Raw genomic sequence first — 14,733 nt, 5'->3', positions numbered from 1 at the left:
CCGCCCGGCCGGAGTCCCACCGGCGCCGTTCACGTCGTCAGGGTCACTCCGCCCGCTCGAAGCGCAGCGACTCGCCGAGGGCGCCCGCCCGCCACAGGTCCTGGCAGGCGTCGGCCATCCGGTCCAGGCCCTCGGTGACCGTGCCCCAGACGATGCCGGGCACCCAGCCCTGGTCGCCGTTGATCAGCAGGTTGTTGCGCTCGTAGAACAGGGCCAGGTCCACGACGACGTCACGGTCGGCGTGCGCGGCCTGGCCGCCCTGCCGCTCGGCGGCGGCCTCGTAGCCGTAACTGGCCGTGCTCATCTGGGTGTTGGAGAAGGTGAAGTAGCACAGGTCGCCCGGGATCGGCGTGATCGTCGGGTTCTCGAGCGGCGGCTCCTGCGGGGCGAACGCCGGGACGAGCGTGTAGATCTCGTTGCGCGCGTACTTGGCGTGGTACACGTCGCTGCCGAGCGGGAGGGCGTCCCAGATCGCCCCGCAGGTGATCGGCGCCCGGTCGAAGAGCAGCCTGGCCGTGCAGCTGACGCCGCGCTTGGGCAGGGAGACGGTGACGAAACGGTCCATGCGGTCCATGTGCGTGGCAACTCCGGTCGGTCGGTGGGCGGTCGTTCGGTGCGGTACGTGCCGGTCGTCGCGTCGGCGTCAGCCCAGCGGCATCGCCAGGTACCGCGTCTCCAGGAACTCGTCGATGCCGACCCGGCCGCCCTCGCGGCCCAGGCCCGAGTGCTTGACGCCGCCGAAGGGGGCCGCCGGGTTGGAGACGACCCCCTTGTTGAGGCCGACCATGCCCGTCTCCAGGCGTTCGGCGAGGCGGAAGGCGCGGTCCAGGTTCTCCGTGAACAGGTAGGAGACGAGCCCGTACGGGGTGTCGTTGGCCGCGGCGACCGCCTCGTCGTCGGAGGCGAAGGTGAGGATCGGCGCGACCGGGCCGAAGATTTCCTCGTGCAGCATGGTCGCGTCGGCCGGGACACCGGTGAGGACGGTGGGGGAGTAGAAGTAGCCCTCCCCCGGGGCGTGTCCGCCGCCCGTGAGCACCTTGGCGCCGCGGGCCGTGGCGTCCGCGACGAGCTGGGTGACCTTGCCGCGGCCCGCCTCGTCGATCAGCGGCCCCACGTCGACGCCCGGTTCGGTGCCGCGGCCCACGGTGAGCGCGCCCATCCGGGCGGCGAGCTTCTCGGCGAAGTCGGCGGCCACGCGCTCGTGGACGTAGAGGCGGTTGGCGGCCGTGCACGCCTCGCCGATGTTGCGCATCTTCGCGGCCATCGCGCCGTCGACGGCCTTGTCGAGGTCGGCGTCCTCGCAGACCACGAACGGGGCGTTGCCGCCCAGTTCCAGCGAGACGCGCAGTACGTGCTGCGCGCTCTGTTCCAGGAGCAGCCGCCCGACCTGCGTGGAGCCGGTGAACGACAGCTTGCGGACCGCCCCGCCGCGCAGCAGCGGCTCGACGACCTCGCCGGGCCGTGACGTGGTCACGACGTTCAGGACGCCGTCGGGGACCCCGGCCTCGACCATGATCTCGGCGAGCTTCAGCATCGTCAGCGGCGTCTGCTCGGCGGGCTTCACGATCATCGTGCAGCCCGCGGCGATCGCCGGACCGATCTTGCGCGTGCCCATGGCGAGAGGGAAGTTCCACGGGGTGACGAGCAAGGCGGGCCCGACCGGGTGCCGCATGATCACGAAGCGGTCCCTGCCGTCCGGCGAGGTCTGGTAGCCGCCCTCGATCCGCACGGCCTCCTCGGCGAACCAGCGGAAGAACTCCGCCGCGTAGGCGACCTCGCCGCGCGCCTCGGCCAGCGGCTTGCCCATCTCCAGCGTCATGAGCAGCGCCAGCTCCTCGCGGCGCCGGGGGTCGGTGAGCAGTTCGAAGGCCCGGCGCAGGATCTCGGAGCGTTCGCGCGGCGCGGTGGCCGCCCACGCGCCCTGGGCCGCGGCCGCCGCGCCGGCCGCGGCGCGCGCGTCCTCGGCGCCCGCGTCGGCGACCGTGCGCAGCTCGCGGGCGACGGAGGGGTCCTCCACGCCGAAGGTGGCGCCAGAGGCGGCCGGGCGCCAGGTGCCGCCGATGAAGAGGCCGTCGGGCACGGAAGCGACGACGGCGTGTTCCCGCGTCTGCTGGTCGGTGGCTGTGCTCATATCTCTCCTCATGGACAGCGGCGGAATTGCATGCTTGCATGAGTGCAGGTTGTTGACAATCCTACGATGCGGCCTGCCTCTGGCCTGTGATCCCGTCCGCTCTGATCCACGACCCCGTCCGCTTCAGCCGCCGAGCGAGGAGCCGTCATGAGTGCTTTGTCCCCCGTCCTCCAGCAGGCCACCCCCGTCCTGGCCGTCCGCGGCGAGGGCGTCCACCTCTACGACGAGTCGGGCCGCGCCTACCTGGACTTCACCGCCGGGATCGGCGTCACCTCGACGGGCCACTGCCACCCGCGCGTGGTCGCCGCCGCGCGGGAGCAGACCGGCAAGCTCATCCACGGCCAGTACACGACCGTCATGCACCAGCCGCTGCGCACGCTCAGCGAGCGGCTCGGCGAGGTGCTGCCCTCCGGGCTCGACTCGCTCTTCTTCGTGAACTCCGGCAGCGAGGCCGTCGAGGCGGCGATGCGGCTCGCCAAGCAGGCCACCGGGCGGCCCAACATCGTCGCGTTCCACGGCGGCTTCCACGGCCGGACCATGGCCGCCGCGTCGATGACCACCTCGGCGACGAAGTTCCGCTCCGGGTACGGGCCGCTGATGCCCGGGGTCGCGCTCGCGCCGTTCCCCGACCCGTTCCACTACGCGCGGTACGGGATGGACGAGGAGACCGTCACCCGGTTCGCGCTGAGCGAGCTCGACCGGGTGCTCGCCACCGTCACGGCGCCGCGGGACACGGCGGCGTTCATCGTCGAACCGGTGCTCGGCGAGGGCGGGTACGTGCCCGCCAACACGGCGTTCCTGCGGGGCCTGCGGGAGCGGGCCGACCGGCACGGGATCCTGCTGATCATCGACGAGGTGCAGACCGGGTTCGGGCGTACGGGCCGCTTCTGGGGCCACGACCACTTCGCCGGCGACCCGGACATCATCGTCACGGCCAAGGGCCTGGCCAGCGGCTTCCCGCTCTCCGCGATCGCCGCGCCGCGCGAACTGATGGCGAAGGCGTGGCCCGGCTCGCAGGGCGGCACGTACGGGGGCAACGCGGTGGCGTGCGCGGCGGCCCTCGCCACGCTCGACGTCATCCAGGAGGAGAAGCTCGTACGGAACGCGGCCGAGCGCGGCGCCCAGCTCTTCGCCGGCCTGCGGGAGGTGGCCGCCGCCCGTCCGGTGGGCGGGCAGGGAGGCATCGGGGACGTACGCGGCCTCGGCCTGATGGCGGGCACGGAGTTCGTCACGGCGGACGGCGAACCGGACGGCGCGACCGCGTCCCGCGTGCACGCCGCCGCGGCCGAGCGTGGTCTGCTCCTGTTGACCTGTGGTACGCAGGGGCAGGTCGTCCGGATGATTCCGCCCCTGGTGATCACGGCCGACCAGGTGGACGAGGGGCTCGCGCTGTGGAAGGAATCGGTGACGGCGGCCCTGGGCTGAGGCCCTTCGCGCGGTTCCCCGCGCCGCCGAACGCCCGCTCGCGCCGCGCGCCCTTCCGGGCGCGGCCGCGAGCGGCGGCCGCCTCCCGCGCGGTTCCCCGCGCCCCTTCAGCCGCGCCCCAAGGAGCCGCACATGACCGTGACCGCCGCGCAGCTCAAGCCGCTCGTCCGGGCCCTGCACCACGCGGTGCCCCGCGGCGAGGTCGCCTTCGGCCGTCGCCGCCGCGCCGAATACGCCCAGGACGCCTCCGTCTACCGGCAGGTACCCGCCGCCGTCGTGCTCCCCGCCGACACCGACGAGCTCGCCGCCGCCCTGGCCGTCTGCCACGAGCACGGCGTCCCCGTCACCCTCCGCGGCGCCGGCACCTCCATCGCGGGCCAGGCCATCGGCGACGGCGTCGTCATCGACACGTCCCGCGGGCTCGACCGCATTCTCGACGTCGACCCCGGCACCCGCACCGCCCGCGTCGAACCCGGCGTCGTGCTCGACCGCCTCCAGGACGCCTGCCGCCCCCACGGCCTGCGCTTCGGCCCCGACCCCTCCACGCACGCCCGCTGCACCATCGGCGGCATGATCGGCAACAACGCCTGCGGCACCCACTCGGTCGCCTGGGGCCGGACCGCCGACAACATCGTCGAGCTCGAAGTGCTCACGTACGACGGAGTCCGGATGCGGCTGAGCGACTCCCTCACCGCCGAGCAGCTCCAGCAGATCATCGACGGCGGCGGCCGCACCGGCGAGATCCACGCCGGACTGCGCGACCTGCGGGACCGTCACCTCGCCATGATCCGCACGGAGTTCGGCCGCTTCCGCCGCCAGGTCTCCGGCTACAGCCTCGAACACCTCCTGCCGGAACACGGCTTCGACCTCGCCGCCGCCCTCGTCGGCACCGAAGGCACCTGCGCCGTCGTCGTCTCCGCCACCGTCAAGCTCGTCGACCTGCCCGCCCGCCGCACCCTCGTCGCGCTCGGCTTCGCCGACCTGCCCGCCGCCGGCGACGCCGCCCGCCACGTCCTGCGCCACGAACCGATCGCCTGCGAGGGGCTTGGCGGCGACCAGGTGGCCGCGCTGCGCCGCCACGTCCCCGACGCCCACCCCGAAGCGCTCCTGCCGGACGGCGCGGGCTGGCTCCTCGTCGAGTTCGGCCACCCCGACCCCGAGCCCGCTCCCGGGCCCGACGCCGAACGAGCCCACGCCGAAGCGCTCGCGCTCGCCGACGCCCTCGCCAAGGACACCGGGGCGGCAGGGGTCCGGCTCGTACAGGACCCCGCCGAGCAGGCGGCGCTCTGGCGCATCCGCGAGGACAGTTCCGGTCTCGCCACCCGCGCCCCGGACGGCTCCGAGGCATGGCCCGGCTGGGAGGACTCCGCCGTACCCGTCGAGCACCTCGGCGACTACCTCCGCGACCTCGACCGCCTCCTGGCCGACCACGGCCTCCAGGGCACCCCGTACGGGCACTTCGGCGAGGGCTGCGTCCACATCCGCATCGACTTCGACCACGCCACCGAGGACGGCCTACGGAACTTCCGGTCGTTCATGGAGGACGCCGCCCGGCTCGTCGCCCGCCACGGCGGCACCCTCTCCGGCGAGCACGGCGACGGCCAGGCCCGCGCCGAGTTCCTGCCGCTCGTCCACTCCCGGGAGGCCATCGACGCCTTCGCCGACTTCAAGGCCGTCTGGGACCCGGGCAACAAGCTCAACCCCGGCATCCTCGTCCACCCGCGCCGCGCCGACGAACGCCTCCGCATCCGCCCCGGACACCGGCCCGCCCTCCCCCTGACCACCACCCTCGCCCTCGCCGCGGACGACGGCGACCTGTCCAAGGCGCTGCGCCGCTGCGTCGGCGTCGCCAAGTGCCGCACCGCCTCCGGCGGCGTGATGTGCCCCAGCTACCGGGCCACCGGCGACGAGAAGGACTCCACGCGCGGGCGCGCACGCGTGCTCCACGAAATGATCCAGGGCGAGGTCATCACCGACGGGTGGCGGTCCGGCGAGGCCGCCGAGGCGCTCGACCTGTGCCTGTCCTGCAAGGGTTGCAAGAGCGACTGCCCGGTCGGCGTCGACATGGCCGCTTACAAGGCCGAGTTCCTCCACCACCACTACAAGGGACGGCGCCGCCCCGCCTCCCACTACGCGCTGGGCTGGCTGCCCCTGTGGGCGCACCTCGCCGGTCGCGCGCCGCGCCTCGCCAACGCCCTGACCGGCAACGCCACCGCCGCCGGGCTCCTCAAGCACGCGGGCGGCATCGCGCCCGAGCGGCCGGTGCCGCCGTTCGCCGGGCGCCGGTTCCGTACCTGGTTCGAGCGCAGGCCCGCACCGGCCGCACCGCGCTCCGGCGCACGCCGCGGCACGGTACTGCTGTGGCCCGACACGTTCACCGAGTTCATGACGCCGCAGGTGGGGCGCGCCGCCGTCGAGGTCCTGGAACACGCGGGCTTCGACGTCGTCCTGCCGCCCGACCGGCTCTGCTGCGGGCTCACCTGGCACACCACCGGGCAGCTCGACATGGCCAAGCGGGTCCTGGGCCGCACCCTCAAGGCCGTCGACCCCTACCTGCGGCGCGGCATCCCGCTCGTCGGCCTCGAACCGAGCTGCACCTCGCTCCTGCGCACCGACGCCACCGAGCTGCTCCCCGGCGACGGCCGGGCCCGGCGCCTGGCCGACGGGACCGTGACGTTCGCCGAGCTCCTCGACCGCCGTGCCCCCGACGCCGACCTCGGCCGCCTGGACGTCACCGCGCTCACCCAGACCCACTGCCACCAGCACGCCACGCTCGGCAGCGCGGCGGACGACCGGGTGCTCGCCCGGATCGGCGTGGACAGCGGGCGGCTCGACTCCGGCTGCTGCGGCCTGGCCGGGAACTTCGGCTTCGAGAAGGAGCACTACGACGTGTCGGTCGCGGTCGGCGAGCACGCCCTGCTGCCCGCCCTGCGCGCCGCGCCGTCCGACACCGTGGTGCTCGCCGACGGCTACAGCTGCCGCACCCAGATCACGCAGCTCTCCGACCGCCGCCCGCGCCACCTGGCCGAACTGCTGAGGGACTGCCTGCGCGACCGGCCCGTCGGCCGGCCAGCCAGCTAGCTGTTGCTGGTGACGGTGACCCTCTCGTCGGCGTTGAACTGCTGGACGAGCTGCTTGACCTTGGCCTTGTCCCACAGCAGGTTGCCGCCGATGTGACCGTTGAGCGGCATGTTCATGGACGTGCCGTCACCGCCGTTGACCGACTTCATCGCCATGAACATCGACCCCAGGTCCCACAGGCTCATGTCCTTGTCGACGACCAGGGAGTCGAGGCCCGCGCCCATCGTCGGGTAGAGCTTGAACGGGTTCATCACCGTCGACGGCGACGACACCTTGTGGGCGAGCGCCGCGAGGAACGCCTGCTGGTTCTTGGTGCGCTGCAGGTCGCTCGCGGCGAACGCGTGCCGGGTACGGACGAAGGCGAGCGCCTGCTTGCCGTTGAGGGTCTGCTTGCCCGCCTTGAAGTCGGCGCCGGACCACTTGTCCTTGAAGCCCTTCTTCAGGTTCATCTCGACCCCGCCGACCGCGTCGACGATGTCGGCGAACCCGGTGAAGCCGATCTCCGCGTAGTGGTCGATGTGCAGGCCGGTGTTGTACTCGACCGTGCGTACGAGCAGCGGGGCGCCGTCCTCCGCGTACGCGGCGTTCAGCTTGGTCTGGCGGCCGGTGTTCGGGTACATCTTCCCGGACTCGGCGCCCTTGTAGCTGGGGATCGTCACGTTCGAGTCGCGCGGCAGCGAGACGAGCGTGTCGCCGTTGTCGCCGACGTGCAGGATCATCATCGTGTCCGTGCGCTTGCCCTCGGCGGAGCCGGTGTGCAGCTCCTTCTCCTGCGCGGCGGTCATGCCCTTGCGGCTGTCGGTACCGACGATCAGGTAGTTCGTGCCCTTGCCCGCGGCGGGCCGGTCTATCACCTTGGACAGGTCGACGTCCCGGTGCAGCTTGGAGTCGGCCCAGAAGTACGTGGCGACGCCCGTCACCGCGACGACCGTGACCAGGGTGACGGCGGTCCACTTGATCCGCCTGCCCCAGTTCGGCGTGCGCGCCGGGCGGCCGGTCGGCGGCCCGTAGCCGTCGCCGCCGTCGCCGCCGCGCGGGTGGTGGCCGCGGCCGGGCTGGCCGTAGACCTGGCCCGTGTTGTAGCCGCTGTCGTACGTGTTGCCGGGGCCGTTCCCGTACTCGCCGTAGCCGTCGTCGTACGCGGGCGGCTGCGGGGGTACGGACCGCTGCCGCTGCACGTGCGGCATGACACGCGCGCCCTCAGGGCGCGCGTTCGCGCTGCCACGGCCGTAGCCGCCCCGGCCACCGCCGCCGCTCTGCCTGTCGCTCCACCCATCGGGCCACTCGTTCATGTGGCCCAGTGTGCAGGGCACGCCTGTGCGCCCGACAAGAGCGGGTGGGGAATCACACCAGGGCTGTTGCAGAGCTGACACAATCCGGACGCGCGCCGGACGCGCATAGGGTGGTTGGCATGACAGACCACGCCCGCGACGCCGAAACCGAAATTCCGGGCGATGCCCCCGGCGAGATCCCGGGAAAGCCGACGTCCGCTTCCCGTACCACGTTGTCGCACATCATGACGCACGCCGACACCAATCTCCTGGGCACCGTGCACGGCGGCGTGATCATGAAACTGGTCGACGACGCCGCGGGCGCCGTGGCCGGCCGGCACTCCGGCGGGCCCGCCGTGACCGCCTCCATGGACGAGATGGCGTTCCTGGAGCCGGTGCGCGTCGGTGACCTTGTTCACGTGAAGGCCCAGGTGAACTGGACCGGGCGCACCTCGATGGAGATCGGCGTGCGGGTCCTGGCCGAGCGGTGGAACGAGTCGACCCCCGCCCAGCAGGTCGGCTCCGCCTACCTGGTCTTCGCCGCGGTGGACGCCGACGGCAAACCGCGCAGCGTGCCGCCGGTGCTGCCCGAGACCGACCGTGACCGGCGGCGGTATCAGGAGGCCCAGATCCGGCGCCAGCACCGGTTGGCGCGCCGCCGGGCCATCAAGGAGCTCCGGGCGGCAGAATCAAGCCCCTCCGACGCTTGAGGAGCGGGGCGGCGGGGCTGAGCCCCCGGAGCGGGCGCCGGGCGGGCGATCAGCCACAGGTCACCTGGTCCCCGGTGACCGTGCCGAACTCGCCCTGGTTCGCCTCCTTGGCCCGCACGGCACGTACACCCTTGTAGTCCGTGCCCACCAGCACCGTCATCGTGGCGCCCTGCCCCTTGACCGCCTTCAGCCGCGCGCCCGGCAGCGCGGCCGCCAGCGACTTGGCCGAGCGGTCCCAGCGCGGGTCGTACAGCACTGTCGTGTGCGCGGGCCGCCCGGCCGCGGCGGCGGCCGAGGCGGTGGCGTTGCGGGGCAGCCCCGTCGTGCGGAACCCCGTCGTGCGCAGCGCGGCGTCCGCCTTGCGGCCGAGCCCCGCCGTCTTCGTCGCGTTCTCCACCTGGACGCGGATCTGCTTCGGCGCCACCTCCACCGGTGTCGTCCTCCGGTGCGCCCGGTGCACGGCCAGCGGTTTGTCGTCGCGCAGGGCCTGGAACAGCTTCGCGGCCTTCTTGTCGTCCCACTTCACGGTCGAGCCGATGCCCTTCACCGGGAAGCTGAGGTCGCTGATGGGCACGGTCGCGAACTCCGACGACGACGGTGAGAAGTTCCGCATGGCCCGCGCCAGGTCGACCAGCTGGTCCGTGCCGAACCCGCGGTCGGCCCGGACGGACTTCAGGAGCGTGGAGGCGACCTCGCGGAACTTGACCGGGTTGAGCAGCACCCCGGACGACGTCGTCTTCGCGATCAGCGAGGCCAGGAACTTCTGCTGGCGCCGCATCCGCCCCAGGTCGCTGGAGCCGTCCGCGTGCCGGGACCGTACGTACTGCAGCGCCTGACCACCGCTCAGCAGGTGGGTGCCGGGGCTCAGGTCGAGACCCGTGTAGGAGTCCTTGAGGCGCCGCTCGGTGCACACCTTGACGCCGCCGAGCACGTCGACCGTCTTCATGAAGCTGGTGAAGTCGACCTCCAGGTAGTGGTCGATCTTCACATTGGTCATCTTCTCGACCGTACGCACGGTCAGGCGCGGGCCGCCCTCCGCGTACGCCGCGTTGATCTTCGCCGGGTGTGTGTGGTGCTTCCGGCCGGTGGTGCGGTCGGTGTGCGCGGGCAGCTGCGCGAAGGAGTCGCGGGGCAGCGAGACGACGGAGGCCCGGTCGTGGGCGGCCGAGATGTGCACGATCATCAGCGTGTCCGTGCAGTGACAGGGGGCGCCGCCGAGCCGGTACTTCCGCTTCTCCCGCGGCGTGATCTTGTCGCGGTCGTCCACGCCCACGACCAGCAGGTTCATGCCGTGCCCGGCCGCCGGGCGGTTCTTCATGTCGTGGAACGGGTCGATCCGGTGGATGCCCGAGTCGATGCCGCTGACGAGCGCGTGCCCGATGCCCGCCGCGGCCAGCACCGTCACCGAGAACGTCGTCGCCACCCGCATCGCCCACCGGGGCCGTCTGCGGCGCGGCGGACCGACCGGGCGGCGGACCTGGCCCGATCCCTGAGACCGCGGGGGGCGCGGCGGCCGGGGCGGCCGCGGCGGACGGGCGGGGGAGCGGGGCGGCGTGGGCACGGGGGACACCTCGCGTGGCGGGCGGGCGGCGGATCGTGAGCACCGTAGGCCGATACGATCTCCCGATCGTGGTAGCGCGGCGGGCGGCGCGCGTCCGGATCCCCCATTAGCGGTAACGTGACCCGCGACGCTGCACTCTCCGGGGGACGCCCCCGGACCCCCGGCCGTGAAAGACGAGATGGACACCCAGAACACGAACAGCGACGGGCAGCTCCCGCCGGTCTCCGTGATCATGCCCGTCCTCAACGAGGAGCGGCACCTGCGGGAGGCCGTCGAGGCGATCCTGGCGCAGGAGTACGGCGGCGAGATGGAGGTCGTGGTCGCCCTCGGCCCGTCCACCGACCGTACGGACGAGATCGCCGCACAGCTCGTCGCCGAGGACTCGCGCGTGCACACGGTGCCCAACCCGACGGGCCGCACCCCCGCCGCGCTGAACGCCGCGATCAAGGCATCCCGCCACCCGGTCGTGGTCCGCGTCGACGGCCACGCCGCGCTCTCGCCCGGCTACATCGCCACCGCCGTCCGCCTCCTGGAGGAGACCGGCGCCATGAACGTCGGCGGCATCATGCACGCCCAGGGCACCAACGCCTGGGAGCAGGCCGTCGCCGCCGCCATGACGTCGAAGATCGGCGTCGGCAACGCCGCGTTCCACACCGGAGGCGAGGCGCAGCAGGCCGAGACGGTCTACCTGGGGGTGTTCCGCCGCGAGGCCCTTGAGCAGCAGGGCGGCTACAACGAGGAGTTCATCCGCGCCCAGGACTGGGAGCTGAACTTCCGCATCCGCGAGGCGGGCGGCCTCATCTGGTTCTCGCCCGAGCTGAAGGTCTCCTACCGGCCCCGCCCCTCCGTCAGGGAGCTGGCCAAGCAGTACAGGAACTACGGCCGTTGGCGCCACGTCGTCGCCCGCTACCACTCCGGCTCCATCAACCTGCGCTACCTCGCCCCGCCGACCGCGGTGTGCGCCATCGCGGCCGGTCTGGTCGTCGGCGCGGCGCTCACCCCGTGGGGCTTCGTGGTCCCCGGCGGCTACCTCGCGGCCATCGCCGCGGGTTCGCTGCCCGCGGGCAAGGGGCTGGCGCTCAAGGCTCGCGCGCAGATCCCCGTGGCGCTCGCGACGATGCACATGTCGTGGGGCTGGGGCTTTCTGACCAGCCCCAAGTCCCTCGCCAAGAAGGTCATCGCCTCGCGCCGCCCCGCCGTGCGGCGCGAGGCCACCGCCAACTGACCCGCGGCCGGGCTACCAGGTGTAGCCCGGCTGCACGTGCATGCACTTGGAGCCGTCGGCGCCGTTGATGGTCTGGTCCGACTTGGGCGCCTTGTCGTCGTCCGCGGTGTCCTTCGCGGCGGCGTCCTTCGGGTAGCTGTCGCCGGTCGTCCAGTCGGCGCCCACGATCAGCGTCACCCCGGACACGTCCGTCGACTGTTTCACCGAACCCAGCGGAATCCCCAGGGACTTGGCGACTTTCTGCGCGTCGCCCTCCAGGTCCTTCGAGGGGAAGAGGATCTGCGTACGCTCCTGGGCGACCGAGCCCGACTGGTCGGCCGCGGCACGGGTGTAGCCCTTGCCGACGAGCACCCGCGCCACCCGCGAGGCACGCCTGGGCACCGCGGCGGTGGTCGCCGTACGCGTGCCGTTGCGCACCTGCACGCCGATCTGCGCGGCGGGCGCCGCCGGGTCGTCGGAGACCTGCGCGTCGTCGCTCTTCTTTTTCTTCAGGCCCTTGCCGTCGAGCGGGATGTCGTCGCGCACGAGCCGGAACAGCTTCTCGGCGTCGCCGGGCTTCGGGGCGACGCGCTCGCCCACGTACACGAACGGCATCGTCGTCATGGTGATGCGGCTCGGCTTGGGTTTCTTCAGCTCGTTGGTCAGGTCGTAGAGCTTCTTGACGGTGTGCAGGCCGTCGTCGACGTGGAGCGACCGCGTCGCCTGCTCGGCGAGCTCGCGCAGCTTGCCGGGGTGGCTGAAGGTCGCGTTCTTGCGCATCTGGCGTTCCATCGAGCTCATGTACATGTGCTGTGCCTTGGCGCGCGCGATGTCGGTGCCGTCCTCGAAGCCGTAGCGGGTCCGCAGCCACTGGAGAGCCTGCAGGCCCTTCACGGACGTCGTGCCCTTCTTCAGCCTCAGGCCCGAGCCGTGCCCGTTGCGGTCCCTGGAGTAGATGTTGGCGTCGACACAGACCGGTACGCCGCCGATCGCGTCGGCCATCGAGACCACGCCGGCGAAGTCGACCATGATGTAGTGGTCGATGTGGATGCCGGTGAACGACTCCCACGTGGCGACGGTGCAACCAGGACCGCCGCGGGTCAGCGACTCGTTCGCCATCTTCGGCGTGGAGGTCGCCGGGTACACCTTCCCGGTCTTCGGATCGGTGCACTTGGGCAGTTTGATCAGGGTGTCGCGTGGAATGCTCACCACCGACATGTTGCTGCGGTCCGCCGACAGGTGCACCAGCATCTGCACGTCGGCCCGCGCCGCGCCGCCGAACGTGTTCTTCGCCCCACCCAGCTTCTGGTTCTCCTTCGTGTCGCGGGCGTCGGAGCCGATCAGGAGGATGTTCAGCGGGGTCTGGCCCGCCGCGTTCGGCTTGGGCTTGGCGATCTGGTGGTCACCGAGGTTGAGCTTGCCCGTCTGGATGTTGCTGTTCAGGTGCTCGTAGTAGAGATATCCGGCGCCCGCCGTGCCGATGACGAGGAACGCGAGCACGCCCGCGGTCCAGCCCAGTATTCGGCCCCGGCGCCGCCGGTCCCCGCCGCGCCGGTGCCCGCCGCGGTGGCCGCGTCCTCCGCCGCCCGGCGGCGACGCCTTGTGGGAGCCGGAGGGCCCCCGCCCGCCCCCGTCCTCGTACCGGCTCGCCTCCCAGCCCGGTTCACCGGCGTGCGACGCCGGTGTGCCCGGCGGCGCATCCGCCCGCCCGGTCCGTGCGGCGCCTGTGCGTATGCCGCCTCGCCCCATGTCTTTCCCCGCCCTCCCCGCCGTGCCCCCATGGCTCGGCCGCCCTCGCTGTCACAGGGTTAGACAGTCGAGAGGCGGCCGAGGTTGGTCAGACGGCGCAACAGCTTCGTCAGCTGGCGCACACCGTTTTGTCAGCCGTGGTCTTGTCCACGTCCGGAGCCTTCACCGGACCGTTGCTCAGGGGCTCCCCGGGCCCCGCGTAGTCCGCGCCGAGTACGAGCTTGATCGCAGGCAGCCCCTGGTCGTTGGTCTCGCTCTTGCCGGGCTTCAGCGCGGAGCCGGGCAGGTCCATGATCTTGGCCAGCCGCCGTGCCTGGTCCGCCTGGTCGGGCGAGTACTCCAGCGACGTCTTCTTCTGCTTGGGCGCGTTGCCCAACTGGCTCGACTTGACCACGCCCTCGGAGTTCTGCAGCCAGGTGAGCGTGGCCTGCGCGGCGCCGGTGGTGTCGCTGCCGTTGTAGATGTCGACGCGCACGTCGTGGGCGGACGACATCGACCCCTTGAGCTTGGCGGCGTCGGCGGCCTTCTGCTTCTGCTGCTGTTGCTTCTTCGTCTGCGTCAGCGACACGTCGTTCTTGATCGCGTCGAAGATCGGTGGCGCGGCCGTCGGGTTCACGATGACCGTCTTGTGGATCTTGCCGTCGGCCGGGTTGTCGAGTACCGGGACGGTCGTGAACGACAGGTTCTTCGGCGGAACCTTCTTCAACTCCAGGGCGATGTCCTTGAGTTTGTTGAGGCTGCCTATGCCCTTGTCGACCGTGAGCGCCTTGGTCGCGGTCTCGGCGAGGCTGGTCAGCTTGGTCGGGCTGGTGAGGGTGTCGCTCGAACTCATCTTGCGCGCGAGGGAGCCGAGGAACTGCTGCTGCACCTTGATGCGGTCGAGGTCGCCGTGGTTGCCGAAACTGTGCCGGGTACGGACGAAGGCCAGCGCCTGCTCGCCCTTGACGATGCTCTTGCCCTTGGGGAGCTTCAGGTGCGATTTCGGGTCGTCCACCGCGTGGGCGACGCAGACCTGGACACCGCCGACCGCCGTGGACAGCTGCTTGACCGCGTTGAAGTCGGCCATCATGAAGTGGTCGACGGTGATGCCCGTGACCTCCTTGACGGTCTTCATCGTGCAGCCCGGGTCCCGGCCCTCCTGGCCCAGACTGGTGTTGAAGCGGACGTCGTCCGTGCCCGGGATGGTCCTGAGCGTCCCGTCCTTCTCCTTCACCTGGCAGTCCGGCACGTTCACGATCAGGTCGCGCGGGATGCTCAGCGCGGTCGCGTTCGTACGGTCCTTGGAGACGTGCAGCAGCACGTTGGTGTCGGCGTGGCCGACGCTGCCCTTGTCGCCGTAGCCCTCGTTGCCCTTGCCGGTGCGTTTGTCGGTGCCGATGATCAGGATGTTGAACGCCTTGTCCTTGTCGAAGCCGTTCTTGGCGCCGACGACGTCCTGCGTGGTGATGTTGCTGTTCAGGTGCTCGTAGTAGAGGTATCCGGCGCCCGCCACGGCGATCACCACGAACGCGAGCGAGCCGGCCGTCCAGCCGAGGATCTTGCCGACCTTCGACTTCTTCTTCTGCTTCGAGCGGCGCCGCCCGGCACCGGGCGGCGGCGGC

Annotated in this window: 10 protein-coding genes; 4 read left to right on the top strand and 6 right to left on the bottom strand. The window is 71.8% G+C overall.

Annotated features, from left to right (window positions below; translation table 11 throughout):
* Nucleotides 1-43: 43 nt before the first annotated feature.
* Nucleotides 44-574: a DUF3830 family protein gene (locus OFY01_RS27210; protein WP_266604274.1), complete on the bottom strand. Its 531-nt coding sequence runs from the start codon at nt 572-574 to the stop codon at nt 44-46.
* A gap of 69 nt (nt 575-643) precedes the next feature.
* Nucleotides 644-2,131 carry an NAD-dependent succinate-semialdehyde dehydrogenase gene (locus tag OFY01_RS27205; protein ID WP_266604272.1) on the bottom strand — a complete coding sequence of 496 codons (1,488 nt, stop codon included), beginning with the start codon at nt 2,129-2,131 and terminating at the stop codon, nt 644-646.
* Nucleotides 2,132-2,278: 147 nt separating this feature from the next.
* Here OFY01_RS27205 and OFY01_RS27200 point away from each other — a divergent pair, with 147 nt between their 5' ends.
* The gene (locus tag OFY01_RS27200; RefSeq protein ID WP_266604270.1) at nt 2,279-3,556 is read left to right on the top strand and encodes an aspartate aminotransferase family protein; all 1,278 of its coding nucleotides are present in this window, start codon (nt 2,279-2,281) and stop codon (nt 3,554-3,556) included.
* A gap of 132 nt (nt 3,557-3,688) precedes the next feature.
* Nucleotides 3,689-6,637: an FAD-binding and (Fe-S)-binding domain-containing protein gene (locus OFY01_RS27195; RefSeq protein ID WP_266604268.1), complete on the top strand. Its 2,949-nt coding sequence runs from the start codon at nt 3,689-3,691 to the stop codon at nt 6,635-6,637.
* Here OFY01_RS27195 and OFY01_RS27190 read toward each other — a convergent pair.
* Complete coding sequence (locus OFY01_RS27190; RefSeq protein WP_266604266.1) at nt 6,634-7,929, bottom strand: LCP family protein; 1,296 nt, start codon at nt 7,927-7,929, stop codon at nt 6,634-6,636. The genes OFY01_RS27195 and OFY01_RS27190 overlap by 4 nt on opposite strands.
* 119 nt (nt 7,930-8,048) lie before the next feature.
* Here OFY01_RS27190 and OFY01_RS27185 point away from each other — a divergent pair, with 119 nt between their 5' ends.
* On the top strand, nt 8,049-8,618 hold the full coding sequence (locus OFY01_RS27185; protein WP_266604264.1) for an acyl-CoA thioesterase: 570 nt from the start codon (nt 8,049-8,051) through the stop codon (nt 8,616-8,618).
* 49 nt (nt 8,619-8,667) lie between these two features.
* On the opposite strand, the gene OFY01_RS27180 is transcribed toward OFY01_RS27185, so the two are convergent.
* Entirely contained in the window at nt 8,668-10,179 is a 1,512-nt protein-coding gene (locus tag OFY01_RS27180; RefSeq protein WP_456115292.1) for an LCP family protein, read from the bottom strand.
* A 178-nt stretch (nt 10,180-10,357) separates the two neighbouring features.
* Between OFY01_RS27180 and OFY01_RS27175 the strand changes: the two genes are divergently transcribed.
* On the top strand, nt 10,358-11,404 hold the full coding sequence (locus tag OFY01_RS27175; RefSeq protein WP_266604262.1) for a glycosyltransferase family 2 protein: 1,047 nt from the start codon (nt 10,358-10,360) through the stop codon (nt 11,402-11,404).
* 12 nt (nt 11,405-11,416) lie between these two features.
* Here OFY01_RS27175 and OFY01_RS27170 read toward each other — a convergent pair whose 3' ends face one another.
* Complete coding sequence (locus OFY01_RS27170; RefSeq protein ID WP_266604260.1) at nt 11,417-13,132, bottom strand: LCP family protein; 1,716 nt, start codon at nt 13,130-13,132, stop codon at nt 11,417-11,419.
* A gap of 109 nt (nt 13,133-13,241) precedes the next feature.
* Nucleotides 13,242-14,733 (bottom strand): LCP family protein (locus OFY01_RS27165; RefSeq protein ID WP_266604258.1); only part of this gene is annotated, 1,492 nt, incomplete at its 5' end.

It is taken from the genome of Streptomyces beihaiensis (assembly GCF_026274175.1).
In the GTDB taxonomy this organism is placed as follows: domain Bacteria; phylum Actinomycetota; class Actinomycetes; order Streptomycetales; family Streptomycetaceae; genus Streptomyces; species Streptomyces beihaiensis.
Note: the sequence above shows the minus strand (reverse complement) of the source record. Positions and strands in the feature narration are given on the sequence as shown.

Coding starts and splice junctions, on each gene's coding strand:
- OFY01_RS27210 (WP_266604274.1), bottom strand. CDS start 574: ATGGACCGCATGGACCGTTTCGTCACCGTCTCCCTGCCCAAGCGCGGC.
- OFY01_RS27195 (WP_266604268.1), top strand. CDS start 3,689: ATGACCGTGACCGCCGCGCAGCTCAAGCCGCTCGTCCGGGCCCTGCAC.
- OFY01_RS27190 (WP_266604266.1), bottom strand. CDS start 7,929: ATGAACGAGTGGCCCGATGGGTGGAGCGACAGGCAGAGCGGCGGCGGT.
- OFY01_RS27170 (WP_266604260.1), bottom strand. CDS start 13,132: ATGGGGCGAGGCGGCATACGCACAGGCGCCGCACGGACCGGGCGGGCG.
- OFY01_RS27185 (WP_266604264.1), top strand. CDS start 8,049: ATGACAGACCACGCCCGCGACGCCGAAACCGAAATTCCGGGCGATGCC.
- OFY01_RS27200 (WP_266604270.1), top strand. CDS start 2,279: ATGAGTGCTTTGTCCCCCGTCCTCCAGCAGGCCACCCCCGTCCTGGCC.
- OFY01_RS27205 (WP_266604272.1), bottom strand. CDS start 2,131: ATGAGCACAGCCACCGACCAGCAGACGCGGGAACACGCCGTCGTCGCT.
- OFY01_RS27175 (WP_266604262.1), top strand. CDS start 10,358: ATGGACACCCAGAACACGAACAGCGACGGGCAGCTCCCGCCGGTCTCC.